This is a genomic window from Alteromonas sp. DY56-G5 (genome assembly GCF_041414725.1).
Classification (GTDB): Bacteria; Pseudomonadota; Gammaproteobacteria; order Enterobacterales; family Alteromonadaceae; genus Alteromonas; species Alteromonas macleodii.
Window position 1 is genome coordinate 96,052 of the sequence record NZ_JANHZQ010000004.1, and the last position, 26,835, is coordinate 122,886.

At 43.7% G+C, this 26,835-nt stretch carries 25 protein-coding genes; 3 read left to right on the forward strand and 22 right to left on the reverse strand.

The window, feature by feature from the left end:
* Nucleotides 1-43 precede the first annotated feature (43 nt).
* Nucleotides 44-1,045 (forward strand): UDP-N-acetylglucosamine 4,6-dehydratase (inverting), encoded by a 1,002-nt coding sequence (pseB, locus tag NO989_RS03060; RefSeq protein WP_061485020.1) that lies wholly within the window; start codon nucleotides 44-46, stop codon nucleotides 1,043-1,045.
* Nucleotides 1,042-2,211, forward strand: coding sequence for a UDP-4-amino-4,6-dideoxy-N-acetyl-beta-L-altrosamine transaminase (gene pseC, locus NO989_RS03065; protein ID WP_039224844.1), 1,170 nt, complete (start codon nucleotides 1,042-1,044; stop codon nucleotides 2,209-2,211). The genes pseB and pseC overlap by 4 nt, the downstream gene beginning before the upstream one ends.
* Here the strand turns inward: pseC and pseI are convergent.
* The 15 genes from pseI to NO989_RS03140 all read right to left on the reverse strand — a co-directional run bounded on the left by pseI (nucleotide 2,192) and on the right by NO989_RS03140 (nucleotide 17,711).
* Nucleotides 2,192-3,217 carry a pseudaminic acid synthase gene (gene pseI, locus NO989_RS03070; protein WP_014975896.1) on the reverse strand — a complete coding sequence of 342 codons (1,026 nt, stop codon included), beginning with the start codon at nucleotides 3,215-3,217 and terminating at the stop codon, nucleotides 2,192-2,194. The two genes, pseC and pseI, sit on opposite strands and share 20 nt — an antisense overlap.
* Nucleotides 3,218-3,220: 3 nt before the next feature.
* Nucleotides 3,221-3,448: an acyl carrier protein gene (locus NO989_RS03075; RefSeq protein ID WP_014975895.1), complete on the reverse strand. Its 228-nt coding sequence runs from the start codon at nucleotides 3,446-3,448 to the stop codon at nucleotides 3,221-3,223.
* Complete coding sequence (locus NO989_RS03080) at nucleotides 3,438-4,376, reverse strand: ketoacyl-ACP synthase III (protein WP_014975894.1); 939 nt, start codon at nucleotides 4,374-4,376, stop codon at nucleotides 3,438-3,440. The genes NO989_RS03075 and NO989_RS03080 overlap by 11 nt, the downstream gene beginning before the upstream one ends.
* A gap of 1 nt (nucleotide 4,377) precedes the next feature.
* Nucleotides 4,378-4,968, reverse strand: coding sequence for a hypothetical protein (locus tag NO989_RS03085; protein WP_014975893.1), 591 nt, complete (start codon nucleotides 4,966-4,968; stop codon nucleotides 4,378-4,380).
* Nucleotides 4,968-5,612, reverse strand: coding sequence for an acetyltransferase (locus tag NO989_RS03090; protein WP_039224837.1), 645 nt, complete (start codon nucleotides 5,610-5,612; stop codon nucleotides 4,968-4,970). The genes NO989_RS03085 and NO989_RS03090 overlap by 1 nt, the downstream gene beginning before the upstream one ends.
* A gap of 9 nt (nucleotides 5,613-5,621) precedes the next feature.
* Nucleotides 5,622-6,743: a UDP-2,4-diacetamido-2,4,6-trideoxy-beta-L-altropyranose hydrolase gene (gene pseG, locus NO989_RS03095; protein ID WP_269349646.1), complete on the reverse strand. Its 1,122-nt coding sequence runs from the start codon at nucleotides 6,741-6,743 to the stop codon at nucleotides 5,622-5,624.
* Between the two features lie 2 nt (nucleotides 6,744-6,745).
* Nucleotides 6,746-7,441, reverse strand: coding sequence for a pseudaminic acid cytidylyltransferase (pseF, locus tag NO989_RS03100; protein WP_075176133.1), 696 nt, complete (start codon nucleotides 7,439-7,441; stop codon nucleotides 6,746-6,748).
* 78 nt (nucleotides 7,442-7,519) lie between these two features.
* On the reverse strand, nucleotides 7,520-10,882 hold the full coding sequence (locus tag NO989_RS03105; protein ID WP_371342024.1) for a 6-hydroxymethylpterin diphosphokinase MptE-like protein: 3,363 nt from the start codon (nucleotides 10,880-10,882) through the stop codon (nucleotides 7,520-7,522).
* Nucleotides 10,882-11,199 (reverse strand): hypothetical protein, encoded by a 318-nt coding sequence (locus tag NO989_RS03110; RefSeq protein ID WP_269349641.1) that lies wholly within the window; start codon nucleotides 11,197-11,199, stop codon nucleotides 10,882-10,884. Before NO989_RS03110 ends, NO989_RS03105 begins: the two co-directional genes overlap by 1 nt.
* Nucleotides 11,196-11,624, reverse strand: coding sequence for a flagellar export chaperone FliS (fliS, locus tag NO989_RS03115; protein WP_014975887.1), 429 nt, complete (start codon nucleotides 11,622-11,624; stop codon nucleotides 11,196-11,198). Before fliS ends, NO989_RS03110 begins: the two co-directional genes overlap by 4 nt.
* Before the next feature lie 21 nt (nucleotides 11,625-11,645).
* The gene (gene fliD / locus NO989_RS03120) at nucleotides 11,646-13,076 is read right to left on the reverse strand and encodes a flagellar filament capping protein FliD (protein WP_014975886.1); all 1,431 of its coding nucleotides are present in this window, start codon (nucleotides 13,074-13,076) and stop codon (nucleotides 11,646-11,648) included.
* 11 nt (nucleotides 13,077-13,087) lie between these two features.
* Nucleotides 13,088-13,588 (reverse strand): flagellar protein FlaG, encoded by a 501-nt coding sequence (locus NO989_RS03125; protein ID WP_239244381.1) that lies wholly within the window; start codon nucleotides 13,586-13,588, stop codon nucleotides 13,088-13,090.
* 87 nt (nucleotides 13,589-13,675) lie between these two features.
* Nucleotides 13,676-14,515, reverse strand: coding sequence for a flagellin (locus tag NO989_RS03130; protein ID WP_014975884.1), 840 nt, complete (start codon nucleotides 14,513-14,515; stop codon nucleotides 13,676-13,678).
* A 795-nt stretch (nucleotides 14,516-15,310) separates the two neighbouring features.
* Entirely contained in the window at nucleotides 15,311-16,159 is an 849-nt protein-coding gene (locus NO989_RS03135) for a flagellin (RefSeq protein WP_014975883.1), read from the reverse strand.
* A 706-nt stretch (nucleotides 16,160-16,865) separates the two neighbouring features.
* Nucleotides 16,866-17,711, reverse strand: coding sequence for a flagellin (locus tag NO989_RS03140; protein WP_014975882.1), 846 nt, complete (start codon nucleotides 17,709-17,711; stop codon nucleotides 16,866-16,868).
* Between the two features lie 239 nt (nucleotides 17,712-17,950).
* Between NO989_RS03140 and NO989_RS03145 the strand changes: the two genes are divergently transcribed.
* Complete coding sequence (locus NO989_RS03145; protein ID WP_283626889.1) at nucleotides 17,951-18,925, forward strand: hypothetical protein; 975 nt, start codon at nucleotides 17,951-17,953, stop codon at nucleotides 18,923-18,925.
* A gap of 6 nt (nucleotides 18,926-18,931) precedes the next feature.
* On the opposite strand, the gene flgL is transcribed toward NO989_RS03145, so the two are convergent.
* Genes flgL through NO989_RS03180 form a run of 7 tightly spaced genes read right to left on the reverse strand, consistent with a single transcriptional unit; the run spans nucleotide 18,932 to nucleotide 26,637 of the window.
* Nucleotides 18,932-20,155 carry a flagellar hook-associated protein FlgL gene (flgL, locus tag NO989_RS03150; protein ID WP_075176129.1) on the reverse strand — a complete coding sequence of 408 codons (1,224 nt, stop codon included), beginning with the start codon at nucleotides 20,153-20,155 and terminating at the stop codon, nucleotides 18,932-18,934.
* A 7-nt stretch (nucleotides 20,156-20,162) separates the two neighbouring features.
* Nucleotides 20,163-22,205, reverse strand: a complete 2,043-nt coding sequence (gene flgK / locus NO989_RS03155; RefSeq protein ID WP_371342025.1) for a flagellar hook-associated protein FlgK — start codon at nucleotides 22,203-22,205, stop codon at nucleotides 20,163-20,165.
* A 16-nt stretch (nucleotides 22,206-22,221) separates the two neighbouring features.
* The gene (gene flgJ, locus NO989_RS03160) at nucleotides 22,222-23,172 is read right to left on the reverse strand and encodes a flagellar assembly peptidoglycan hydrolase FlgJ (RefSeq protein WP_283645083.1); all 951 of its coding nucleotides are present in this window, start codon (nucleotides 23,170-23,172) and stop codon (nucleotides 22,222-22,224) included.
* Between the two features lie 59 nt (nucleotides 23,173-23,231).
* Nucleotides 23,232-24,344: a flagellar basal body P-ring protein FlgI gene (locus NO989_RS03165; RefSeq protein WP_014975877.1), complete on the reverse strand. Its 1,113-nt coding sequence runs from the start codon at nucleotides 24,342-24,344 to the stop codon at nucleotides 23,232-23,234.
* 22 nt (nucleotides 24,345-24,366) lie between these two features.
* On the reverse strand, nucleotides 24,367-25,047 hold the full coding sequence (gene flgH, locus NO989_RS03170; RefSeq protein ID WP_014948599.1) for a flagellar basal body L-ring protein FlgH: 681 nt from the start codon (nucleotides 25,045-25,047) through the stop codon (nucleotides 24,367-24,369).
* 11 nt (nucleotides 25,048-25,058) lie between these two features.
* Complete coding sequence (gene flgG, locus NO989_RS03175) at nucleotides 25,059-25,847, reverse strand: flagellar basal-body rod protein FlgG (RefSeq protein ID WP_014948598.1); 789 nt, start codon at nucleotides 25,845-25,847, stop codon at nucleotides 25,059-25,061.
* 46 nt (nucleotides 25,848-25,893) lie between these two features.
* Entirely contained in the window at nucleotides 25,894-26,637 is a 744-nt protein-coding gene (locus tag NO989_RS03180; RefSeq protein WP_014948597.1) for a flagellar basal body rod protein FlgF, read from the reverse strand.
* Nucleotides 26,638-26,835 lie beyond the last annotated feature (198 nt).

Below are 26,835 nucleotides of genomic sequence, written 5' to 3' on the forward strand. Positions count from 1 at the left end.
CATGATATATTTAAACGATAATCATAAAAATCGTGGGCGATCTATGTTTGACGGCAAGTCTATATTGATAACAGGTGGTACAGGTTCGTTCGGTCATAAATACACCGAAAATTTGTTATCACGCTATAACCCCAAGCGCTTAATTATCTATTCGCGTGACGAGCTAAAACAGTTCGAAATGCAGCAGAAATTTAATGCTCCCTGCATGCGCTACTTTATCGGTGATGTGCGAGATAAAGACCGCCTTACGCGCGCAATGCAAGGGGTAGACTACGTTATCCATGCTGCCGCCATGAAACAAGTTCCGGCTGCTGAATATAATCCCACGGAGTGCATCCGCACTAATATCGATGGCGCTGAAAACGTTATAAACGCAGCTATTGATAACTCGGTAAGCAAAGTTATCGCGCTGTCGACCGACAAAGCAGCTAACCCCGTTAATTTGTACGGTGCGACTAAGCTCGCTTCCGATAAGCTGTTTGTTGCAGCAAATAATATGGTTGGCGCGGGCAGACCTCGATTTTCTGTAGTGAGATACGGGAATGTAGTGGGCTCTAGAGGCTCGGTTGTTCCGTTTTTCAATAAGCTCATTGAAGAAGGCACTGACCATATTCCGGTTACGCATAAAGATATGACGCGATTTTGGATAACACTTCAGCAGGGCGTCGACTTTGTTTTGAAGAATTTCGAGCGCATGATGGGTGGCGAAATATTTGTGCCCAAGATACCGTCAATTAGAATTACCGATTTAGCCGAAGCCATGGCACCAGGTGTACCAATTAAGATAGTGGGTATTCGACCTGGCGAGAAACTTCACGAAATGATGTGCCCTGGCGACATGGCCTTTCACACTTTCGAATATGACGATCACTTTGTCATTGCACCATCCATCAAGTTCTTCCACAGGAGTAATAACTTTACTTCAAACGGACTGGAGGAAGTAGGTAAGCCAGTTTCAGATGGTTTCGAATATGTATCTGATACAAATCCATATTTTCTCACGGTAGAGGAAATAGTTTCCTGTAATAAGGATGCGGATAAGTGATCCCATACGGACGTCAGTCGATTGATGAAGATGACATTAACACCGTCGTTAATTCACTAAAATCCAACTGGCTAACGCAAGGCCCAGCCGTACCAGCATTTGAAGAAGCTCTGACTCTTCAAAGCGGTGCTAAGCATGCTGTAGCGGTTAACAGCGCTACGTCAGCACTGCACCTCGCTTGCCTTGCTCTTGGAGTAGAGAAAAACGATACGGTATGGACCAGCCCCAACTCCTTCGTTGCCTCTGCGAATTGTGCACTTTACTGCGGTGCCGAGGTAGACTTTGTTGATGTAGAGCCCACAACAGGCAATATGGATGTAAGTGCATTAGCCGCAAAGTTAGCGCAGGCTAAAGAGCATGGGACCCTTCCCAAAGCTGTCATTCCCGTGCATTTCGCAGGTCAGTCATGCGACATGAAAGCTATTGCGGCGCTCGCTGAAAAATATCACTTTCGTATTATCGAAGATGCTTCTCACGCTATTGGCGCGAAATACCGCGATCAGCCAGTTGGAAGCTGTCAGTATTCAGACATTACGGTTTTCAGTTTTCACCCCGTTAAGATAATCACTACGATGGAAGGCGGCGCGGCGTTAACCAACAACAGCGAGTTAGCTCGAAAAATTCAGCTGATGCGAAGCCACGGCGTTACGGCAGTTCAGGACGAAATGACAGAAGTTTCTCATGGACCTTGGTACTACCAACAGGTGCTATTGGGCTTTAACTACCGCATGAACGATGTAGAGGCTGCACTAGGCACAAGTCAGCTAACAAAACTGGCTCAATTCGTTGAGCAAAGAAACGTACTCGCGGCTTTTTATGACAATGCATTCGAACATCAAGCCAATATCACGCCTCTGGATGTAAAAAGTAACTGCTACAGTAGCTATCACTTGTACGTTGTAAGAGCCACAAGGTTGAACTCTGAAACGCATAAAATTGCTATAGAGACCTTGAGAGCGAAGGGAATTTTTGCTCACGTCCACTACATTCCCATTCACCTTCAGCCGTTTTATCAAAAATTAGGCTTCAAAAAAGGTGACTACCCGCATGCCGAACAATACTATCACCATGCTATTACGCTACCTCTTTACCCGTCATTAACGCAAGAAGAAGCGCAATACATAGTCGATACGACAATTGACGTTGTTAATCAATTATCGAGTTAACTTCAAGTTCTAATATAGGCTCGCCAATGTTGTAATGTTTAGACGCATCACGACTAAGAAGTGCGTCTAAATGTTGCGGAGCTAAGCCAAACCCAGTTCTAAGTGACTTAACATTATCGTGGGTAAAGGGCTGCCCTTTTTGAATGGGTGCACTGGCGTAAAGCGAACGACGTCTTAGCTTATCTTTTTCGCTTACCGCATAGGTGACTTTACCTAAAGTCTGCTCTACTTGGCGAACGCTTTCCACCATATCAGAAAATTCCCTAGGCTCCATCGAAAACGCTGAATCTGGCCCACCAAGCGATCTGTCTAAAATGAAGTGCTTCTCTATTACTCTCGCTCCCAATGCGGTAGCTGTTATGGGTACAATAGAGCCCATGGTATGGTCAGAAACACCTACAGTTACATCAAATCTAGCGCGCATATCGGCCATGGTTTTCAGATTAGCATCAGCAAGAGTGGAGGGATAATTCGAAGTGCATTTTAGTAGTGTTACCTGATGGTTGTTTTCCCTATGACAGGTTTCCAATGCTAAGGAAATATCCGCCTCTTGAGCAACTCCCGTAGAAATAATTATGGGTTTCCCCGTTTTTGCTACCGCCCTGATTAAAGGAATATCTGTGATTTCAAAGGAGGCTATTTTGTATAGGGGAACGTTCAGTTGCTCTAGAAATGCCACGCCATCTACATCAAATGGACTAGAAAAAAACACCAAGCCTAGCTCTTGAGCCACTTTCTGCAGTGGCTCGTGCCATTCGTAAGGCATAGACGCTTCTTTGTATAAATCCCACAAAGTACGCCCTTTCCACAGCCCTTCTTTGCGCTTTCCAAAAATGTCATTATCAACATTGATAGCTAGCGAATCTGCGGTGTATGTTTGTACTTTAACCGCATTGGCACCTGCTTTCGCCATCGCCTTTATCGTATCGACGGCCAAATCAAAATCGTTATTGTGATTGGCAGACAGCTCGGCAATGATGAAGACTTGGTCGTTAAATGGATACATCTGCTAAGACTTATTAAAATATACAAGCACGTCGTTAATAGACGTTAACTTATCGAGATCTTCATCTGGGACAGTAACGCCAGTCTTACCTTCAAGTTCAACAAATAGATTGAATAGATCTAAGCTATCTAACCCATACTCAGAAAATGCTTGTTCGCTGCCTAGGTTGCTTACATCAGTAGTCACACCAGAGTCAGTCATTGCTTGTTTTACATCTGCTTCAGTTAACATATTCTTCATTCCTCTTTAATAGGCATGTGGCCCACGAAAACCCGACCCCAAACCCGCTTAAAACGAGTCGCGCTGAGTTATCGTTAGACAAATAGTTTTTCAATATTAGGGGGATAGACGAAGAAACGGTGTTACCCGTATTTTCCAGTGCTTTAATAAACTTAGCTTCACTACCTTTGAAGCGTCTTGCTATGGCGTCAACAATAGCTAAGCTTCCTTGGTGTAAAATAAACGCGTCCACACTCTCTTCGGGCCAATCGTTCTTTTCTAATAACGTTTTTATTGCAGGAGCAACGTTCAACGAGGCAAAGTTAAAAACTTGCCTACCATTCATATAAAGCTCGCCTTGTTCAACCTTTAAATGTTCAGCGCCTTTTCCATCAGTACCAAATGAGCAGTCTGACACCACAAGCTGTGGATTTTCACCCATCCATGTGGCAGTAGCGGCGTCGCCGAACAGCATAGAGGTTGTTCTATTAGGCGTTGTAATTACTTTTGAATACGGATCAGCGGTTACCAATACACCATTCTTTTTGCCAGAAGCCGCTAAGAAGCCTTGTAAAATCGATAACCCATATACATACCCTGAGCACCCAAGTGAAACGTCAAACGCCGCAACATGAGTAGGTAGTGCTAACTTTTTATGAACTAATGCCGCACAGTGAGGCAAGCCTTGCCCGTCGGGGTTTTGTGTTACAACAATAAGGGCATCGATGTCTTCTTTGGCAAGATCAGACTCACACAGCAACGCATCAACCGCTTTTACCGCTATATCAGAGGTGTCATCACCTTGTTCTAACCTTGGCAAAAAGCGCGCGCCAAGCTTAGTCTCAACAAATGATGCCGACTCCTCGAAGGTCTCTGCTTGTTTGAAGTTATCGACACCTTCTTTCGGTATGTAACTTGAAATAGCTTTAATGCCTATCATGCTATTCTCCAACAATGAACTGTACGGTTCCAAAACGTTTTCCATCGATAACAACGTCGTTAATTGAAAACTTGTTTTGCATTATCCGCGTGGTTTTAATTGAAAGACTTTCATAACCTATCGGCAGTTCATCAAAAAAGTTAAGCTGCCCCACTAACCACTTGCCCGTCTTTAGACTAAAGAGTGTGTTATGGAGTTTTTTCGTCAAGGCAACCACTAGTTCTACAGTTGTGCAGTCGTTACGAAAAAAAGAAGTCGCCTGCTGCTCATCAGACATGACATCAGCACGTTGTACTAGTATATCTTCGTCAAATGGGTAGGATTCCTGTACTTGCCCTTCTGTCTCAACAATCACGCCTCGCGTTCTTTCTTGTGTGTTCTTATCAAGAAGCTCAACTGTACCAACAATGTTTTTTTCAACATCATCTTCGAGCTGCCCAAACAAAACCTCACACTGCCGATGAATCAATTGTTTAAACACGAGTTTGGTTACGATTTGATTTTCTTCACACACTGCAGTGCTAAACCACGTATAAAAGTCGGTACTATGGAGGTAGTTTCTCGAGCCTTTAAATTTGAGCTGTGTTTTCATTATCGAATCCTCTTAGCCGGATTTCCCAACATGGTAGACTCAGGGGCAACGTCCTTAAAAATTGCTGCTCCTGCTGCCACTGTGCTGTACATCCCAACACGCACGCTGTCTCTCACAACGGAATTTGGCGCTATTTGTACACCTTCCTCAATGTGTGCATAGCCACACAGTGTTGAATTAGGGCCTATATCGACTAAATCATCAACCGCAACATCATGCCCTAAATTAGCATTAGCGCGAATAAAGCAGTTGTCACCCACTCTTGTACCGGGCTGAAGCACAGTATTTGCTGCAATGACAACACCGCAACCGAGTTTAACGTTAAAACCGATGTTCGCTGACGGATGTACCAGCGTAGCTAACCGGTGCTGTGGAATGTTGAGACGCTTAAACTTTTCTGCACGGGCTTTCATTTTTCCCACGGACAACAGTGCATAAACGAATAACGTATCTTCGTCTAAACTTTCCCATTCATGGGGCGCGCCCAAAACTGGCCATCGCTCTATATATTCACCTGCAGGAATATTGTCATTCAAAAAGCCGACTAGCTCTAAAGGCTCGCCAATCTTTATTAGATCAAGCACGATTTGTGCGACAACCAAGCCGTTACCGCCACCACCTATAATCACTACCTTTTTCAACACATCCTGCCTTTATTTGATAATTTCATCTACCCACGGTTGATTGTGGTTGTATGCTTCCATAATCGATAACGCGCTTTGTGACATTGTTTTCAATGTATCTGGAGAGCATCGCAAATTCTCAAGCACATTGACAACGCGTTGTTGAATTTTTTCTAAGCGCTTCGACTCTGTGCTGTAGTCCCCAACATAGACCGCGGCCCCCTTTTCTTCTAATGCGATCGCTTGCGCAACTTGATTTTGTGCAATAGCGAGAACAAGGGTCGGTAGCGCCATTTTACAACGCTCCCAGGACATGGTGCCACCTCCACCAATTGCCAGGTCAGCCTGCGCCATTAATAATGAAACATTCGATGCTTGCACATGTAATTTAAAGCCGTGCTGATTACAAAATGCGTGTATTAACGGCTTGAATGGGTGATGCTCTCCAATGATGACGTCAACGCTAACAGGTTCATCTAAGCTTGTGCACCACTTTGCGAGCAGCTCGCAGATAAATAGAGTGGCATTGTCTTTATCCATTCCTCCAAAGCATACAAAAATGCGCTTTAGTGCTTGGGGCAATGTAGGGGGGGAAAATGCAAACTCTTCTCGCAACGGAAAATACTGGGGACCGATCATGAGCTTAGTATTATTTTGAATTTTTCCATCCCATTTTTTCTGAGCATCAAGTACTAAATTAGGGTCAATCAATACATCACATTTTAGTGTTCGGTCGGCCAGCCCATCAATAACGACAACTTTTGCATTTAGGGCTTCTTTTAACGCAATGTGCCACTGTGAAGTCAAAGAAAAATGATCTACAACAACAATAACGCGCTCGTTTAATGTTGTATGGTGCAATGCCGCTAATGACTCACGCGCATCATTGGATTCTGTTCCACCTAACCAATGAGCGTGAGGACACCAGTTTCCTGCGTATTCTTGAGCGTTGGAAGTCGGTAACTCGATTACCTTAAAATCTGCGCGTCTGATTTCATCTAAACAATGCCCCTTGTGAGGCTTTGAAATAAAGTATATTGAAATACCGCGCGCTCTTAATAGCTTTGCCAGTGTAAGGCAGCGCATAACATGGCCAGTTCCTATGTGTTCACCACTGTCTACGCGCACCAACGCTGTAATCGAGTTGTTCATTTTCACAGCCCTCGAGACTGGATCGCTCTGAATAGAAGCTCTGCGGTTTCCCAATCTTCTTCGGTATCGATATCTTGCACGCGGTATCTTGGCATCAGAAACGCGGTGGCGTGATGAGAATACATTGGCAAATTCTTTAGAAAAGCGTCAGCCTTGCCCCAATAGAATTGCCCTGCGTCATGGTAGGCTTCCAGCAGATCCTGAGAGCGTGTTTTCATGTGCTGTTTATCAAACATTTCAATATCACCTTGCGGCGTAAAATGGAAAGCACGTTGAATAGGAAAAGGAAAGCTTGTTGCAGAGAAACAGAAGTCCTTCTTCGAACTTTTTAATTTTGCAAACGCATTCACTAAGTCTTCCGATGTAACAAAAGGTGCGGTAGCGTAAAGCACACAACAGTAATTTGCTGGTTTTTCGTTGTCGGCCAGCCATGTCAACGCGTGATTAACAACATCGCGAGTTACCGCATGGTCATCAGACAATTCAGCTGGACGAACAAACGGAACGAAAGCCCCTTTTTCAATAGCAAACTGCGCAATTTCGTCATCGTCAGTACTTACAATAACCTTATCAAATTCCTTTGAGGCTAGAGCAGCTTCTATAGACCAGGCAATAATAGGTTTATTGCAAAAAAGGCGGAGGTTTTTTCGCAAAATGCGTTTGCTACCACCTCGCGCTGGGATTATTGCTACATTCATAAGTGTCTCTGCTGTTAGCGTATATCGGTTTAGCTACTTCTGACGCTAGTGGCACGGTGATTGAGTAATTTGCTCACGCTAAGACGACTTCTTTTTATTAAAAATGATCTTTGTTTTACAAAGTGATGCTTCTAACGGTCTTGGACATAACCAAAATCTATCACCGGCTTCATTGGTCATCTCTTTATCGGCAAGAGGCTCAGAAGCTAAAGCAAACATGCTGTACGTTTCAAAAGACGTCATACTATTTGACAACTTGTGGAAGTAATCATCGAAAAAACTCCCCCAATCCTCTTTCTCAAGCTTAGGAAACACCAATTTCAGTTTATTGCTCGAAACTAGCGCGAGTACCGCAGTAAACACGGATTTTTCCACGCCTTTTTTATCCGAATTGTTAAAGGGACTGAATACCAAAACGTCGGTTTCCGCTGTGTTGAAACCTTCATGTAACTCTAGCAAGAGTTCAGGTTCGTTTGTTATGAATGCCGCTCGGCTAACTTCAGGCTTGCGCTTTTTCAAATCAGCAGCACTTGAGATAAATTCAAGTTGATAGCGACGTTGACTGTTATCAATATTTTCGTTTAGGCCAAGAGTCTCAATAATATGGCTAGCAGAATCACTAATAAAACCTACGTTCTCACTCTTTACGTATTCTGATAAGCTGATCTCTTGTCTTTCTTTTGTGAAACTTGAAACTGAGTCAAAAGCATCAGGATACATCGAAACACTCGTTAACGCGTCATCAAGAAAGTTGTGCCAACACGATTTAATAGCTTCGAATTTCTCCATCACTAGTTCGTCATTTTTGAAATGCGTTAATTTACTGAAAATGCTGTTTATGTAATTCGAAGTACCATTGAAGTAAAAAAATAAAATGGAGCTTTTACGCAAATACGCCTCGACTAAGAACTTGCGCTGATCGAACACCAGTTTATCGATATCTTCGCGCCCATTAAATTCTTTGTCAGATAACGCTTTAAAATTGGTGATGTCCTCTATTAGCGCATCATGATTAAACCGTTTAGCAAAACGTTGTTGGAATTCAGCTACCGGAATAGGAACATGAGCCTGAGTTTGAATCCAGCTCATCGCAGCCTGTTTGTCTTCCAATGAATTAGTAATAATTAACGCGTCTTGCTCTAATGGAGGACTTCCAACGATTTTTGCGCCATCGTTTAAATTATAAACGTCAGCATCACTGAAAGCAGATAAGGTTTTCTCAATCACCGACTTTGACATGTTGAATTCAAACTTGGTATTTACATAGGGTCTAAAGTTCCCTCGCACTACCAATGAAGTGTCTATGCGCTCTGCGTGATTAAACAGTTCGCCGCCATCTTTTTTATAATAGCCTGAGGATTTAGAGTGATGGTGATTAACATCAACCATCCCCAAGTCAACGCCGAATAGATAAACTTGTTTAAAGCCCAGTTCTAACACGTAGTTAATGACAAAATTCGATACGGTAGGATAGGAAAAATGAAGGAATGGCAATTCTAACTCAGGAAAGAGTTCCTTCATAAAAACCGTTGACGACTCACCTTCTTTGAAAGCGAGAAAGGTGTCTTTATAGAGCTTTACCGTATCAGGGTGAACACCATTACAGCTGATAAAATTGATCTGCTTTAAATAGTCTTTATCGCCTATACGCGATGCCCAATCGAAAGACGCTCGGTTCGACTCTACTTCTGCGTGAAAGTCAGGAACAATACCATTACTGTGCATTGCCTGTAAGGCTGTGCCGCAAGATATGACTATAGCTCGCTCCCTTTCTTCCTTCAAAAGGGGCAGTAAATTATCAAGAGAGGGGCCATTTCCGACGATAAATACCGCTACCTCACTTAAATTTCTACTGAGCTCCGGCACGCCAGATTTGCGATAAAAGCCTATATTATTTTCTACCGCCCATTTCGTATGCGTCGTGCCAAAGCGAGAATGCTCGAAGTATTCCCCCATGGCGACAATTAAACGCAGGTCTTCTCTTAGCTTATCAACCGCAGGAAGAAGTACCTCGTTATCATAGCCGAGTGTTAAGTAGGTATTGGCAATGATATGTGTTCCGATAGAGTGGAATTGACTTAAAAGGTCCCGTACGAGGTTAGTTCCGTCATCCCCGATGTTAAGGTAAATACGGTGCCGTTTTTCTTCAACTTTGTTCAGAATTGCCGCCCAATCTATCGCAAACAGAGAAGCAAAAAAGTAGTCTCGGTTGGGTTCGCAAACAAAGAGTTTTTCTATATCTCGCGAGTCATTGAGCGCTTCTAACTGATATCCTGCTCCCATGCCAAAAAGGAGCATCGATTTAACGGTTTCCGGTAGCTTACTTTCTTCCTCTTCCATTCCCGCCAAATGTTCTTGGATTTTCCTTACCATTTTATGATGCGAATAATGAATGAGTTTTCCCCCTGCGTAGCCTAATATTAGGTTATCGCGGTTGGGCTGCTTCACAAATGCTTCATAAGCTAGTTCAGACTCGCGTTTTGGGCTGTCACCGTAAAGCGGTGTGCAGGTCTCTATATGGAAGAGGTTTACTTCACCTGATTGATTAGCTTTGGGCTCCCACTTGACCGGCTTGTAGTCGCTGAATTCTTTAGCTATATCAGGGTAATACTTCGCAAACGCTTCAATGTTTTTATCAAAAACGTCTTTACTAAGGTTACTGGTCGCCCAATCATTCGATGTAACCACCGGACTCCAAGGAACTAAATAGTCGTCAAATGGCTGCGAGGGAGAAAATGAAAATAGCCGCTTTTGCACGTCTTTAATTGTTAACCCAGATAGACTTCTAAGTACTGAGTCAAAGCTCGCACTATGATAATGCTGATAAAAATGAACTGAAGAAAAAGGACTTACCTGCTTTAATTCACTTAAATCTTCTAATACAGAACTACCGTCTAACTCGCTTTGAAAATAAATTGCCGTTCCCTTCTCTGCAGCAACTTTGAAAATTTCTGGCCAAACACCGGTGAGCATAGAGCAATGTATGAATTCAAAATTAGGCTCGTAAAGGACGATACTTTTGAAGTTAGTTTCATTTACCAATTTAAGTAGGTGAATTCCAAGAGCCAACCCCAGTACAACTAACACTTCTGCATCGTCTTCGATAGGCTTGAATTGCCGAGAAAAACCGTTTTTGTCCAATACCCAAGGAGAACTTATAAACGAGTCCACATGTTGGTGAATACTTGCGGTTACCTGTTCCCCGTAAAAGACCTTGCCGCTATTAAAGTCGACAATATCGAGTTCTTTATCTTTGTTAACGAAAACTGAGGTGGATGTACTTCTCGCCCGAATGAGCTGAGTAAAGATAGCCGGCATTACGCGCTTGAAAGCTATTAGGCTTTTTTCTTTGTTCTTTTTAATCGCGTACGCAGATTCAACTTCTAGCGATGTTTGTTTATCTTCATCATCTAAAAGGTAGAATTTAATAGCTTTAAGCATTATTTTTTATATCTCTTTGCCGCTTTTTGCGCTCTTGAAAAGCCAACTATCTCCTCTTTTGCAGCTAACTTCAACTTAAGCGCAAGTTCTTCTAATTCTTGATTAATAATTAGTTCATTTTCAGCGAAGATAGTGCGTTCATTTCCAGAGAGTCTGCTTAACTCGCGTAGAACCAACGAATGTCGCAGGCTGATTAGATGATAGAAAGTTTCAGTTGAAAGCGCGGCAGGCTCTGCTGCCACGCAAACCGCAATTGCTGCGTTGACTTTGCTTAGGAAAAGAGGTGTAGATGAATGGTTTAACTTATCGACGTTCAAATCGCTTGCTTACTTTCTCGTTGCGCTCGAAACGCCTCTTCTTTTGCTTCTTGGGGAATCTGCACCCAAGCATCTCTAATCGGCGATAACAGTGAAGATACCTCATCTAATAACTTAATATCATTGTTAACATGAGCCTCGTTCAGTTTCTCGATCATAAATTCATAGAGGGCAAACATGTTTTCAGCAACTTCGCCGCCCACTTTTACATCTAACGTATCGCGCAGGTGAATAATAATGGCCGTTGCTTTCGAAATAAATGTTGCCTTCTCTTGCAACTCTTTTCGTTCCATTGCACCTTTCGCATATGCAATCCTGTCTAACGCGCCTTGAAGCAGCATCAAGGTCAACTTGTGAGGATCTGCATTGGCAACATCTTGCTTTAAATTACCTTTTTTGTAGGCATTAATACCTTTAAGAGACATACTTTCTCCGAAACTCGTACGTTATAGTGCGGCTAATAATGCCGAGCTTGTCTGATTCAACTGTGCCACAGTCTGGTCTAAGTTAAGGTACTTGCTTCGTAAGATTTGCTCATAGTTGAACATACGAAGCTCCAAAGTTTCCCTTTCAGAATAAACACCCTCTCTATTCTCTTTCGCCGTTTTTTCGCGCAGAGAAATAAGGCCTCCAGATGACGTAAACTCATCAACGAAATCGTATAAGCGAACCGCTATACCTTCATTTTCGTCTGTAAACAATGTAGCGATATCGTCGAAATTGTCTTCCAACGCATCTTTTAATCTGTCTTCCCCAGACCCAATTCCAAAGTCTGACGAACTAATTTCTAACTTTCCATCTTCGTCTAGCTCTATACCAAGTCTGAATAACCCACCGAGCTGTGAAGTAGACACGTTATCGCCAATAATGGATGATAGTCCAGACTGGATTCCTCTTAGCAATGAGTCTCCAGCAAGCGCACCATCTTCTTCCAACTCAGATTCACCATAGCGCGTCAACGTTCCAATTTCGTCAATAATCGCATTATAGTTATCTACAAAATCCCTAATTTTCTGTTCAAGACCTTCTTTGTCAAAACCGATTTTCAGCGTCGTCGACAAAAAGTTGCCCGCATTATCTTTGGGTGAGATCTCGTTAACATCAAAAGTGACGTTTTGAATTGTGTTTTCGAACTTATTTGACTGGCTTTGAACTTCAATTCCGTCAACAAATGCAATTGCGTTTTTGGCAGATTCAATGTTAGCAGCGCTAATGTTATTAGTTCCACCCGCAGTTGAAAGTCTGTCTAGTTCTGCAGCGCCTGTATCATTGTTGATAACTAGATCATTGCCATCACCGGTCTCTTCAGACAGAAACACCAGGCGAGGCCCTTCGGCAGTACCTGTATCTATAATATTTGCGGTTACACCGAAATTATCGTCTGCGCTGTTGATCGCTTCTCTGAGATCTACAAGAGATGTGCCAGAATCAACGTTGATAGTAAATGAATCACCACCCGGAATGCTAAAGGTCAAAGAACCCGTTCCAGAACTTAAAACAGGATCTGAACTTGAAGTGAAAGCACCCGCGTCTGTAGTTATGCGACTTCCCGATGCAAGTTGTTGCACGGTAATATCATAACTTCCGCGTAATGCTGAGCTCGACGCATCAGCAGATAAAACGTCGTCATCTTCTGAAGGATTAACGATTGTAGGCTCTCGACCGTTAATATCAGTATCGCTACGTAAGTCATCGACAGCATCTTTAAAATCTGACAACTTAGACTTTATCTGTCCAAGACCAGAGATTTCTGCTTCGATCTTTTCTTCTTTTGTGTTGAGCCTTTCCTCTTTAGGCAATCTCTCAGCATCTAAAAGCTGCTGGACAAGATCATCAAGAGCTAAACCTGAACCTACACCTAGCGACTGAATAGTCATAACCTACCTCATTAAACCTGATTGTTGATAAACACCCCTACGCTATTCCCTACATCCTGCTGTAATTCCTGAATTCTTTCAGCAAGCTTTAAAAGCTCCTCGGAAGGAATCTGCCGAATAACGTCTCCAGATTGACTATCTTTAACTGTCACAACCGAACGATTGGTATTTTCGTCGATTGAAAAAGTTAAATCCCTGTTTTGAACAGTTAGAAATGACTCAACTTTTGCTACCGCCTCTTCAAGGTCAGCAACATTCCTCTCTCCACCTTGGTTATCGACTTGTCCAGATAAACCTTGAGATAAATTTTCATCTTCCACCTCAACGCTGTTGCTTTGAGATGAAGAAGACTTAGCAAGCTCATCTATACGATTTGCGTCACTGTTAACTTCTTTAGGTGAACTTAAACTGTCTCTTACCGACGATGCTGTATTTGGTGTTGTACCTGTTGAAGTACCTATCGCTGTACTTAATGCAAAAGGCTGACCATTTTGAATATTCGGTATTTCCACGTTTCTCCCCCCTTCTGAAACGACAAAACGGGAACCTGCCTAAGCAAGCACCCGTTACATCTCAACTAAGGCTAATTGTATTATAGCTTATCCAAGCAACGATAGCGCAGTTTGTGGACGCTGGTTGGCCTGGCTCAGAACTGAAACAGATGCTTGCTGAATAATCTGGTTACGCGTTAGTTCAGCCGTTTCCGCAGCAAAATCTGTATCTCTGATTTGAGAGCGTGCCGCAGACAAGTTCTCACTGATGTTACTCAGGTTACGAATAGTCGACTGGAATCTGTTTTGAAGCGCACCTAAATCAGCACGAACGCCCCCAACACCAGAAATTGCAGCATCGACGGCACTTAATAGCGCAGCAGCACCTGAAGCAGTTTCAACACTATCACCATCAATACCAAGACCGGCTGTACTAAAGCCAGTAATTGAACCTAGGTTACCGGTTGAAAGGTTTACTGAAATCGTTTGACCTGCGTTAGCACCCACTAGGAATGAAGCAGAAAAGTTACCATCTAAGATGTTAACGTTACCAAACTGAGTATCCGTTGCGATACGTGAAATTTCAGTTCGTAGCGCTGATACTTCTTTTTGAAGCGCCAAACGGTCAGCAGAAGAGTTGATGCCGTTTTGCGATTGAATTGATAGCTGGCGAATACGCTGTAGGCTCGTAGTAATCTCACTGATCGCACCTTCAGCTGTTTGTGCTAAAGAAATAGCATCGTTCGCGTTGCGTACTGCTTGGTTCAAGCCTTCAACTTGCGAAGTAAGTCTGTCAGAAATTTGAAGACCTGCAGCATCATCTGCGGCACTGTTAATTCTAAAACCTGAAGACAATCTTTCGAACGACGTGTTAAGACGATCATTTACGTCAAAAAGCTGACGTTGTGCGTTGATCGAAGACACATTTGTGTTAACGAATAAACTCATTGGAATACCTCCTAGGGACTCGTCGACCAATGTGGTACGATCAAATCCTTCCAGTTCAAATTAGCTTGGTCACTACTCCGAGCTAACGCCTCTGTTAAAAGTAAAGTAAATTACCCCTCAACTATTGGTATCGGCCAACCCTTTAGGTTCTTTAGTTTTTTTTTCGTTTTTTTGTCTTTTTTCGAAACAAACAGATAAGCTACTGAATTAGTTGACAAATAAATTTATAAAAATTTAAAAAGATCACATTTATTCGGTTGATTTATCAAGCAATGATTAAAACGACTTAAAGCGTTCAAGAAGGTTTGTCTTTTTCGCAACAAAGCGGCAGTACCTACTTCTCATACGCAAGACAGAATCGGCTTGTTAATTGAACGGCAAAGAATTGGAATGAGAATTGGAAAAAGAATTGGAATGAGAGTGCCACTGCATGTCTTATCAATAAGACAGGCGAAATCTTTTACTCTAAATTTAAAGTTGGCATTGATGCTGCAAGGTATGTTTTGAACAAATTGTCGTGCTCTGCAATTTGTTTGAAATTGGCGGGATGTTTCGGTATTACTAAAAAAAGGCCGAGACTATTTAATCTCGGCCAATTTGCTCACGTTAGGAGATTGAGCAAATTCAGTTTCTGTCGGCTGGCAGGTATTTAGTAGGATAAACTGGCCTCTCAACCAACACTTCTACACTCTCAGTCCTGTTAGTCGACGCTTTCTCAAAGGGGCGGCCTTACGGCCGCTATCCTTTTTCAGGGGATGGCCTCTCAACTCCTTCCCAAATTCAAGCGTCTTTTAATTAACCACCTAGTAGTGAAAGTGCAGCCTGTGGACGCTGGTTAGCCTGTGCCAGGATAGTAGTACTAGCTTGCTGTAAAATCTGGTTGCGGCTTAGTTCTGCCGTTTCGGTGGCAAAGTCTGCATCTTTGATTCGCGATCTTGCCGCTGATACGTTCTCTGAGATATTGCTCAGGTTTCTAATCGTAGATTGGAATCTGTTTTGAATAGCACCCAAATCTGCGCGAAGGCCACCAATTGCAGAGATTGCTGCATCTACATCGTCAAGAAGAGCAGACGCACCCGCTGCGGTCAAAACGTCGGCAGATATAATTCCAAGCCCTGTAGCACTGAAGCCGTTAACACCTGCTGCGGTTAATGCTTGAGTCGATAGGTTCACTGAAATTGTTTGTCCAGAGTTTGCGCCTACCAAAAAGCTAGCAGAGAACACACCTGAAAGAATACTAACACCAGCAAACTCAGTTGTTGTTGCGATACGTGAAATTTCAGTTCTCAATGCAGAAACTTCTTTTTGCAGCGCCGCTCGGTCAGCTGAGCTATTAATACCGTTCTGCGATTGAATCGCCAACGTACGAATACGTTGTAGAGCAGTGGTAGTTTCAGCCATCGCACCTTCAGCAGTTTGTGCTAGTGAAATACCGTCGTTAGCATTTCGTACCGCTTGATCCAAACCTTGAATTTGCGAGGTCATACGGTCAGTAATTTGCAGTCCCGCGGCATCGTCTGCAGCACTGTTAATTCTAAAACCAGATGAAAGACGTTCAAACGCGGTGCTCAAGTTATTACCGGTAGTGAACAATTGACGTTGTGCATTCAAAGATGACACGTTGGTATTAACAAATAGACTCATGGGTCTCTCCTAACAGTTTCGAGTGTTGCGCTATTGGTTTTATTATTTGCGCGATTAGTTTAAATATTTGGCATAGCCTGTGCTTTGAACTACATGTCAGTTTAATCTGACGTTTCATTGGCACACTACCAATGGAACTTGCTAAGTAGAGAAGTTACTTCTCTTTGCTGGTCGGTGGGTTTGGTGTTCCAGAACCTCAAACCTCTCACTACCTCCTGGCTCTAATCTCGCCGGTCAGCAGCTCTAACCATTCATCAGCAAACTCCATTTTTTATCGACCTTTACTTGAATTTACTTTAGTAATTTTTCCAAATAACTTTATTCGATTTAAAGCACTGTTTTTCCTAACTTTTAAATACAGTTAATTTAAAAAAATTTGTATTCAAACTGTGCTTTTTACGCTCTTAAACATTAGCTTTAGAAGCATAGAGAAAAGAAACATGGTTTATCTCCCCTTTGTAATAGTTATCGTCAAAGATCGAATTTTACTTTAGGTATTTTTTGCTAATTTTTAGAAAAACGGCGGATATAAATTAAAAATCTATATATTCCAGAGTGTTAGAGGGTAATTTTACGTGCACGAATAGTATAAATGAGGGGAATAACGCGTTTGAAAGGTCGGTATATAGAAAAGCTGGTCTTCAAAAGACCAGCTTTGAACGCACGTGAACTAGAGCACTACCTCCTGGCTTCACGTTAATGGCGATTAGCCTAGAAGCTGTAAAGCAGCCTGAGGACGCTGGTTAGCCTGAGATAATACAGTAGTACTTGCCTGCTGAATGATCTGGTTACGCGTCAAGTTAGCGGTTTCCGTAGCAAAATCTGTATCTTTAATCTGTGAACGTGCAGCCGACACGTTTTCAGAGATATTGCTTAGGTTACGAATAGTTGACTGGAAGCGGTTTTGCAAAGCACCCAAATCAGCTCGTAAGCTACCAATAGCAGAAATTGCGCTGTCCACATTATCAAGAATTGTAGAAGCATTTTCTGCTGAAAGAACATCACCAGTGCCAATACCAAGACCCGATGGGCCAAAACCTGAAACACCCGCAGCAGTAAGCGTAGGTGTAGACAAGTTAACAGAAATTGTCTGACCCGAGTTTGCACCTACTAGGAACGAAGCAGAGAACGCACCTGAAAGGATACTTACACCAGCAAATTCAGTGGTTGTAGCGATACGTGAAATTTCTGTACGTAGTGCAGATACTTCTTTTTGAAGCGCTGCGCGGTCTGCAGAACTGTTGATACCGTTTTGTGATTGAATAGCTAGAGTACGAATACGTTGAAGTGCTGTTGTTGTCTCAGACAACGCGCCTTCAGCAGTTTGCGACAATGAAATCGCATCGTTAGCATTACGAACGGCTTGGTTTAGACCTTCGATTTGTGAGGTCATACGATCGGTAATCTGAAGACCTGCAGCATCATCAGCAGCGCTGTTGATACGGAAGCCTGAAGATAAACGTTCAAATGAAGTACTCAATGAATTGCTTACATCAAAAAGCTGACGCTGGGCATTCAATGAGGATACATTGGTATTAACGAACATAGACATAAAGTCTCTCCTACACTCTCAGTCCAGCGTGCGCTGGCTGTCGGGATTTCCGACGTTTTGTTTTAGTAGTCATCAAGACCTGAGGGGTAATTGATGAACTGGCTCTCTCAGAAACTGTATCGACAACATATAAATTCTCTTTAGAAAAAATTACGATATTTGCCGATTAGCGGTAATATATTGCCGCTCGACGAGACAAGAACTTTCAGTAACCATCAGATTTTTAAAGGAGATTTCAATTGAAACAAAAACTTCAAATAGTTGAAATTAGTCGTGTATCACCACCTGCAGTTCATGCAGCCTTTACTGATTTGATGGAGAATCCCTTCGACAAAAGTAGCAGTTCACTGCTGTGCTGCTATCGCCAAGCAACAGATCATGTGAGCAGAGATGGCGCTATTGTTATCCTTACTTTGCGTAAAGAAACGTTAGAAGTGAACAACAAAGTGTTGATTAAAGAGCTCGGTACCGATTTAAGAGATCCTAAATTGATGTACGACGGTCAAAGAGCAATAGTAACGGCCTTCGCTAAGACAATTGATGAAAATGAACAAGCACATACTAAGATGCTAAGTGTTTTCTCCACAACTGGACAATCTTGGTCTAGCAAACACTGGTTCGGCGATGATGGCTGGTGGATATGGAAGCCGCAATGGATAAACAATAAGGCATTCGGCTTTGCTTATCACCGCCCCGCTGATTACATTTCGCTTTACGAAGGCGACCCCACCCGCGCAATGCGCGTCCACAAACCAAACGTTTTCGGTCTTGCTAAAAATAACAAGGGATTCCCAAATGAAAGCGCCCTCTTGTTTGACCACGACGGTGAAGCAACAGTATTTTTAAGACGAGATGCCGATACATTTTCTGCTCAATTTGGCACATCTACGCCTCCCTATACAAAGTGGTTCTGGCATGACTTAGGGATTTATATTGGTGGGCCTTGTGCCATAGTGCTCACTAAAACAACATTCCTTGTTGCTGGTCGGCATGTGAACTGGGAAACCAGAGAGTTTTCGACACGACTTTGGCATTTCGATAAGACAAATAAAACACTAACCGAAATACTAACAATGCCCAGTAGCGGTGATACGAGTTATCCTGGCCTGATATTAGATAATGATCTACTTTACATGTCTTACTATTCAAGCCATATAGATAATCAGGCGAGGGTCTATGTAGCCAAAATTGATGGGGTTAAGTCGTTATTTTAACCCGGACTAAATGTAGTTAAATAAGGAAAGGTTGGAAATTTGCGGAAATGTTGCCAGTGCCGCACTTAACGCGGTTTCCTGTTTCGCAAATTCAGTCGATGCTTCAGCGTAGTCAACATCTTGAATTGAAGAGCGCTGGGCTTTCGCTGCAATTTCCATGTCTAGGTTACTTTCATAAGTACTTTCAGCGATATTCAAGCGACTTCCCAAGGAAGCGCGCTCTAGAGATATTTTCTCTAGGCCGTTATCCAGACCTACCAATGCATCGGCGATAGCATCCTGTAGCGCTCCATGATTAATTGAAGTGTCTGATAGTAAAGACTGCACTTCATGGATTGTTTGTGCCATGCTTTTTTTCTCAGGTTGATCTAGAGAAAAACTGATCGAGTCGCCTGGTGACGCAACAGCTTCAAATTGCATACCTTTCAGCGTAAAGGGCTCTCCTGAGGTGTAGCCTACCGTTTCAATAACTGCACCACTGTTTTGATTAACAAGCTGAGCCTGACCTGTTCCGAGAAAATCTACCCTAAAGTCGTTGTTTGTTAGGTTAGCATTATCATAATTATTATTAAAAAAGGTATCGAAAGTACCTTGCTCCTTAATTGTCGCTCCCTCTAACGAGGTTACCGTATTCGCTGTTACTGAAAAGTTGAAACGAGATAGTACGTTCTCAAAAACTTCATACCCGTTACTGGTAGACTGAATCTTCGAGCTATTTGAAAGCTGAATGAAGTTTACGCCGGCATCGCCTGAAAAGGATATTGCATTACCTCCCGAAGCCGGGTTAAAAGTAAATGCTTGATTGCCAGATTGATAACCTGCGTACAGGTAATTACCATCTGCATCCTGCGTGTTCATCAAATCAAATATTTCGAGCTTAATTTGCTCTAACTCTGACCCGATAGCTCGTTTGTCAGGATCATCCAAAATGCCATTTCCCGCCTGAACGATCAGTGTTCTAGCACGATTAACTGAATTGGTAATATTCGTCAATACAGCTTCCTGCTGCTCGAGCGAACCTGTTACTAGATCATTGTTGCGCTGAAATTGGGTTAGCTCATCGATTTCTTCGGTTAAACGTAATACTTTTGCTGCACCAACAGGGTCGTCACTTGGAGTGATAATGCGTTTTCCAGAAGCCAGCTGCTCTTGAGTCTTTGCCAAATCGCCCTGATTTTGCATAATCGAGCGCATGTTTTGATCATAAATTTGATTCGTTGATATACGCATAACTCACCTACCTTGCTGACTGCAAAATGGTATTAAACAATTCTTGCGCCGTAGACAAAATTCGCGCTGCGGCAGCATAGCTTTGTTGATACTTTATTAAATTTGCGGCTTCTTCGTCTAAGCTAACGCCAGAGACAGACTCAAACCAATTCTGCGATTGAACCTTCATGGCTTCCGCTGAAGCAAGCGTTACTTTTGCCATCGAGGCATCTTCACCAATTCGGCCAACCATAGATGCATAAGCATCTTGGAAGGTACGTGGTGTATTCGTTGCCTCACTGCTCACTTGCACCGTATTTTCGTTTTGAATAGCCGCTAAATTAAGCGCATTACTGTTATCGTTAAAGCCATCCGTATTATAGCTGATCGAGAAATTATCCCCAGCTTTTGGCACGCCATCCAAGCTCAAATCAAAGCCTGGATCTGGACTTATTCCCGCTTGACTAATGAGGTTAGTTAAATCAGTTGTGCCAGTTACTGTAGCTAAAACATTTCCGCTTCCATCTACAACGTCGTATGTATCTGCGGCCGTAAAGTTAATTTGAGCTGGCGCTGAATTTATCAGCCCACCCGCTCCGTCAAAAGCAGAAGCGCCGACTTCTGTGTTAGATACCGTAACGTCAATAACATTTGCGCTTCCCAAATTTGTATTATTTGCTCCCGCTCTCACCGGGCTTGCAAACGCCAAATCTTCAGGGCGATTTGTCTCTAGTGTAATCTTAGACGCGATATCTTTAGTTGGCTGAATGTGGAACTCATTACCCACGGTATAGGGATCGGTTCCTGAGAAATCAACTTCAATACCACCGGGCAATTCATTAAACCCAGCTGTAACCGCGTAATTGGAATAGATAATATCATTGCCAGAAGCGTCTTTTTTCGGTGTGCCATCTGCATTTAATAGCGTAATTTCAATTTGGCTAGGCACGCCCGCAGTTACTGCCGTAACCTCAATTTTGTAGTCAGCATCCGTTAACTCTGCACCTTTACCTTCGGTAATCTGGGCAGTTACAACATAGTCACCATTGGTATCGCTATATGCTAATCCGCGAAACGAGGGTATATCGAAAATATTGCTACCAAGTTGACCGTCTAAGTCCATCCCCAATTTATTTTGCGTATTCATTGCATCGGCGAATGCTACTGATAGCTGACCAACATCCCGCATTGCAGGGCCTAAAATTTCGTTTCTGTACCCGAATAAACCGCCAAGTGCGCCACCTAAATCATCTTCTACGATACGTATTGAGGCATCAGCTTTTGTCTGTGAGCCAAAGTTTTTTTCTAGTTTAAGCTGCTTGAACGTTAAGTCAGCATTGGTATTCAGTTCAAATAAATTAAATGCGCCATTTTCTAATACCAATGACTCACCAGAAGTCAGATTAATTGTTACCGCTCCATTTTGCGTGGTGCTTTCTTTAACTGTTATTCCCATGATTGAAGCGAGCTCGTCTATCGCTTGATCTCTTTCATTAAGCAATGCGCTAGGCTGGTCGCTGGTATTGTTACCATTGGCAATAACAATATTGCGGTTTAGATCGCCAATGTTGCCAATCAAGGTGTTCGCCCGGTTCACCATCGACGTGAACTCTAGGTTTAATTCTTCTTCTTTCTCCAACATATAATCAGACAGTGTCTTCATTCGTTGGTACAAAGACTCAGATTTCCCTAACACTTGGTCGCGAGACGCTAGGTTAGTAGGATCGTCAGCAGCTGTCTGCAACGCGGCGAAGTACTCGCTCAATCCTTGGGAGATTGAGTTAGCCTCACTCGCTAATAGGTTGTCAATGGCCGCTGTTTTACTAGAGAATGCCTCAAGCTCGCCGACAGAAGTAATGTCCCTGCGCAATTGATTTTGAGCAAATACGTTGATGATACGTTCGGTATTGCCGATCTCTACACCAAAAACTTGGCTGTTTTGAAGCTCAGTGCGCTCGCGAACATAGCCTGGCGTGTTGACGTTGGCAATATTGTTACTGGTCGTTTGTAATAGCTTACTACTGGCGTTAACACCACTGGTCGCTAATGAGAATAAATCGACAGAACTCACAATGAAATCTCCAATGCTATGGCATTAACGTGCTGAGACGATCGCTGTTATACACTGCCATTATCTTGCGCGCGTATTCAGGGTCGGTAGCGTAGCCCGCTTCTTGAAGCGCATGGGTATAGCGCGCTGCGTCAGAAGCATTCTCGACAGCATGGCTGTAGCGAGGCTGTGATGTGATAAAGCGTCCATAGTCTTCCATTGCGTCTTCTACTGACGAGTAGGACCTAAAAGCAGCCTTTTGTTTTTGCGGTAGTCCATTGTTAAATTCCAACGTGTCGACTACAGCCTGATCTCCTTGCCATCTCTTATTTGCTTTGATGCCAAATAAGTTGTGCGAGCTTTCCCCATCCGCTTTATGGATAACGAATTTCCCCCACCCGGTTTCAACCGCGGCTTGGGAAATTATTGCTTTAGGATCCATTCCGTATTTTGCTGCCACTTTCTCAGCTATTGGCATTAGGCTCTCTACAAACTGCTCGGGACTTTCGAACATGGCATCTTTTTGTGCTGACTGGCTGCGAATAGACTGTGAAGAAAGGGCAATATCCTGCGCCTCAGCTACGTTGTACACACGGTTTCTGTTAAGTGATGATAAGTCGCCGTCACTTCTGATTACACTGGCAGGCGTATAGCTATCCTCAGTTTGACCTAACTGTTTAACAATGACATCAGCGAGACCTAAACCGCCACCGGAAGTGAGGTCTGTCGCTAGCTGTTGGTCGTGCATATCACGATAAAACTTAACTTGCTGCGAATTAAATGGGCTATTTTCGTCAGCAAGGGCATCTTGCGCTTTACGCATTGATTTCAACATCATTTGCACAAATATCGCTTCAAACTGCTGGGCAGCTTCTTGCAATACCGTCTCGTCGCCCGACGCAATGGCTTCACGCATTTTGTTTATGCTGCCCATATCGTGGACATTGCGAGCCATATCAAGCTGACTTTTTGTGCTAAGTGATTCCATCTGCTTATTCCGCTTTGACCTTATTTTTACTAACGTCTCGTAAATGCTCTTTGCTCGTTTTAAATAATAACGAGCTCTCCACGCAACGCGCCTGCTTGACGTAATGCTTCCAAAATTGCCATTAAATCGCCCGGCGCAGCGCCCACCTCATTGACCGCGCGCACAAGCTGGTCCAGAGTAACGCCTGGCTCAAACTTAAACATGCGGCTATCTGCCAAATCGACATCAACAATCGACTGAGTGGTAACAGCAGTCTGCCCTTCACCAAACGCGTTAGGTTGAGAAACTTGCTGATTTTCAGAGATGGTCACCGTTAGCCCGCCGTGAGTAATTGCTGCTGGTAACAAGCGAACGTCACTGCCAATAACAATGGTGCCTGTGCGGCTATTTATTACCACCCGCGCTGGCGCATCAGCTGGTGTAAATTCAAAGTTTTCTAAGGTAGCCAAAAAGCCCACGCGCTGACCGACATCTCGCGGAGCCGACACGCGAACAGACGCTGCATCAATGGGCTTAGCAATAACATAGCCATTTTCGGGCTGTGCACCTAAGCGCTCGTTGATCGTATCTGCAAGCGACTTAGCCGTTGAGAAATCTGGATAATGGAGGTTAAGCGTTAACGTGTCGCCATTGGCAAAGCCTGTTGGTACAGATTGCTCTACCATCGCACCGTTTGGAATTCTGCCTACCGTTGGCGTATTAACGACAATGCGCGAGCCATCACCGCCTTGTGCGCCAAACCCGCTCACGACTAAGCTGCCTTGCGCTACAGCGTAGACTTTACCGTCAACACCGCGAAGAAACGTTTGGAGCAGCGTACCGCCTTGAAGACTGGCCGCCTCGCCAACTGAAGAAACCGTAATATCAATGGTTTGTCCGGGTTTTGCAAAAGCAGGCAGGTCGGCGTGTACCGCCACTGCGGCCACGTTTCGTATTTTTGGCTTGGTGTTAGCGTCAAGACTGATACCAAAGTTACGCAGCATGGTTCTGAAACTTTGTTCGGTAAACGGGCTTTGTTCACCCGTTCCAGGCAAACCTACAACAAGACCATATCCCACTAATTGGTTACTACGTACGCCTTGAATACTCGCTACATCTTTAATGCGCTGCGCACCTGCCTGTGAAGATAAAAGCATTGTGAAAGCGGCTAATACTACTGAAAACAAACGCATGTTCACTCTCCTATCCTAAAACCTAAAGAGGCCACCAAGCAGAATCAAAGAACTTGGTTAACCAACCCTTTTCTTGTGCTCGCGCAAAACTTCCCGTACCCGAATATTGGATACGCGCATTTGCAACCTTAGTGGACACGATTTCATTCTCGGGACTAATGTCTGCCGGACGAATGATGCCGGTAAGACGGATATATTCATCGCCCTGATTCAGGGTTAGCCACTTTTCGCCACGAATAACAAGGTTGCTGTTAGGAAGTACGTCGACCACAGTAACTGAGATAGCGCCGTTTAAGCTGTTGCTTTGGTTAGCTGTGGCATCACCGGAGAAATCTCGGGATGAACTTATTCCCAATTGTACGGACTCCCCGCCAATATTTATCGCTTGCCCAGCTAGCCCGGTAATAGGGTTTAGATTGACGTTTGAATCTTTCGCTGTGCTAGTGTCGGCTGATTTACTCGCTTGGGTATTCTCGCTTAACGTTACAGTGATGATGTCACCGACTCTTCTTGCGGTAACGTCAGAATATAAGTTGTTAGCAAGCTGCGAACGAAAAAGCGAGCCATCCTCTACTACCGTTTCACGCGGGTAATCTGGCACTACCGGTGCAAACGACGGGTCGTTTGCCTGAACGGGAGGCTCGTTTGTACTGGCGCAACCGCCAAGTATCAGAAGTGCAGCAGATAAACCTAAAATACGCATGAAGCTACCTACTAAAGTTGCTGAATAACCTGACCAAGCATTTGGTCGACCGATGAGATAACCTTTGAGTTCATCTCATACAAGCGCTGGCTTTCGATAAGGTTTACTAACTCTTCGGTCACGTTTACGTTAGACGTTTCCAACGTGCCTTGTGAGATATAACCCAAACCTTGCAGACCAGGGATCCCCTGAATAGGTGCACCGCTTGATGCTGTCTCTACATAAAGGTTTTGTCCGGTTGGTTGTAATCCGGTTGGGTTAACAAAGTCAGAAATATTAAGCTGACCGAGTACCTGCGGTTCAGCTTGGCCCCGTATGCTCACGCTAATTTCACCATCTTGAGAAATTGTGATTTGTTGCGCATCTTCGGGAATAGCCACTTCAGGCTGAAGCAAAAAGCCCGCGCCAGATGTAACAATTTGGCCTTGGTCGTTCAGCGAAAACTGACCATTTCTCGAATATGCAATGGTGCCGTCTGGCTGCAATATTTCAAAGTAACCACGGCCCTGAATTGACATATCAAGAGCGTTTTCAGTGGTTAACAGGTTACCTTGCGTGTGTGCTTTTTGAGTAGCAACGACCTTCGAGCCTGAACCAAGCATGAGCCCAGAAGGTAGCTCTGTGTCAGCAGACGAACGACCGCCTGGCTGATTGATATTCTGATACAGCAAATCTTCAAACACCGCGCGATCTTTTTTGAAACCCACTGTTGATGCGTTTGCTAGGTTGTTAGACACCACTGCCACATCTGTCTGTGCGGCGTCTAGTCCGGTTTTACTAATCCACAATGCTGGATGCATGTTAACCTCCGACGTTGCTCATAGGGCAACGGTGATAAAAATTCTTTTACAGGATGCGTAGTAGCTGATTACCGCGAGTATCAAGCTCTTCTGCTTGCTTCATCATTTTGACTTGAAGCTCGTAGTGACGCTGCAGACTTATCATGTCCACCATTTCGTCAACAGCATTTACGTTGGAACCTTCAAGCATGCCCGACATTACTTTTACGTTGGCATTGGCTGGCGCTATTGAGCCATCTTCCATTCTAAATAAGCCGTCATTGCCACGTTCCATGTCTGCATAGTTTGGACTAACTAATTTAAGTCGCCCCACTTCTTCAATAACATTGGCAGGGGCACCTAACTGTCTCATCGACAACGTGCCATCGGCGGCGATATTGAGGTTATCTAAAGGAACAGGAAGGAATATTGGCCCATTGTCACCAAGCACGACGCGATCGTGGATATCTGTCAAAATTCCGTCATCGCCTAACTTGAAATTTCCATCACGCGAGTAAGCTTCTTGACCATTTTGATCTTGTACAGCGAACCAACCATCACCTTGAATGGCTACGTCTAAATCGCGGTCTGTTTTAATCATCGGGCCCGACTCGTAATTATTCGACGGACTTTCTGTCATGGAAAACACGCGAGTCGGCAAACCTTCGCCGTAGGCCGGCATTGACCTTGCCTGCTCTAACTGCGCTCTGAATCCCGTTGTCTGTGCATTAGCCAAGTTATTGGCCCTAATCCCTGTTCCTAGTAGGTCTTGGGAGGCGCCACTTGCTGAAATATAGAGAAGTTTGTCCATGACTGACTTTTGACTCTGATTAAACCTTAAACAAGATTTTGCAAAGGCAGTGCCAATCTGTGGATATTTAGTGCAATTGAAAAATAAGGGCGGTATTGAATTGATATATATAGAAAAATAAAAAGGTCGCATTGTTGCGACCTTTCTAAATCGGGTCAAATAGGTACGGTTTTCCGCGCCTAAAATTTGCCGCTTAGC

Coding starts and splice junctions, on each gene's coding strand:
- pseB (WP_061485020.1), top strand. CDS start 44: ATGTTTGACGGCAAGTCTATATTGATAACAGGTGGTACAGGTTCGTTC.
- pseI (WP_014975896.1), bottom strand. CDS start 3,217: ATGTATCCATTTAACGACCAAGTCTTCATCATTGCCGAGCTGTCTGCC.
- NO989_RS03075 (WP_014975895.1), bottom strand. CDS start 3,448: ATGTTAACTGAAGCAGATGTAAAACAAGCAATGACTGACTCTGGTGTG.
- NO989_RS03080 (WP_014975894.1), bottom strand. CDS start 4,376: ATGATAGGCATTAAAGCTATTTCAAGTTACATACCGAAAGAAGGTGTC.
- NO989_RS03085 (WP_014975893.1), bottom strand. CDS start 4,968: ATGAAAACACAGCTCAAATTTAAAGGCTCGAGAAACTACCTCCATAGT.
- pseG (WP_269349646.1), bottom strand. CDS start 6,743: ATGAACAACTCGATTACAGCGTTGGTGCGCGTAGACAGTGGTGAACAC.
- pseF (WP_075176133.1), bottom strand. CDS start 7,441: ATGAATGTAGCAATAATCCCAGCGCGAGGTGGTAGCAAACGCATTTTG.
- NO989_RS03105 (WP_371342024.1), bottom strand. CDS start 10,882: ATGCTTAAAGCTATTAAATTCTACCTTTTAGATGATGAAGATAAACAA.
- fliS (WP_014975887.1), bottom strand. CDS start 11,624: ATGTCTCTTAAAGGTATTAATGCCTACAAAAAAGGTAATTTAAAGCAA.
- fliD (WP_014975886.1), bottom strand. CDS start 13,076: ATGACTATTCAGTCGCTAGGTGTAGGTTCAGGTTTAGCTCTTGATGAT.
- NO989_RS03130 (WP_014975884.1), bottom strand. CDS start 14,515: ATGAGTTTATTCGTTAACACAAATGTGTCTTCGATCAACGCACAACGT.
- NO989_RS03135 (WP_014975883.1), bottom strand. CDS start 16,159: ATGAGTCTATTTGTTAATACCAACGTGTCATCTTTGAATGCACAACGT.
- NO989_RS03140 (WP_014975882.1), bottom strand. CDS start 17,711: ATGTCTATGTTCGTTAATACCAATGTATCCTCATTGAATGCCCAGCGT.
- flgL (WP_075176129.1), bottom strand. CDS start 20,155: ATGCGTATATCAACGAATCAAATTTATGATCAAAACATGCGCTCGATT.
- flgJ (WP_283645083.1), bottom strand. CDS start 23,172: ATGGAATCACTTAGCACAAAAAGTCAGCTTGATATGGCTCGCAATGTC.
- NO989_RS03165 (WP_014975877.1), bottom strand. CDS start 24,344: ATGCGTTTGTTTTCAGTAGTATTAGCCGCTTTCACAATGCTTTTATCT.
- flgH (WP_014948599.1), bottom strand. CDS start 25,047: ATGCGTATTTTAGGTTTATCTGCTGCACTTCTGATACTTGGCGGTTGC.
- flgG (WP_014948598.1), bottom strand. CDS start 25,847: ATGCATCCAGCATTGTGGATTAGTAAAACCGGACTAGACGCCGCACAG.
- NO989_RS03180 (WP_014948597.1), bottom strand. CDS start 26,637: ATGGACAAACTTCTCTATATTTCAGCAAGTGGCGCCTCCCAAGACCTA.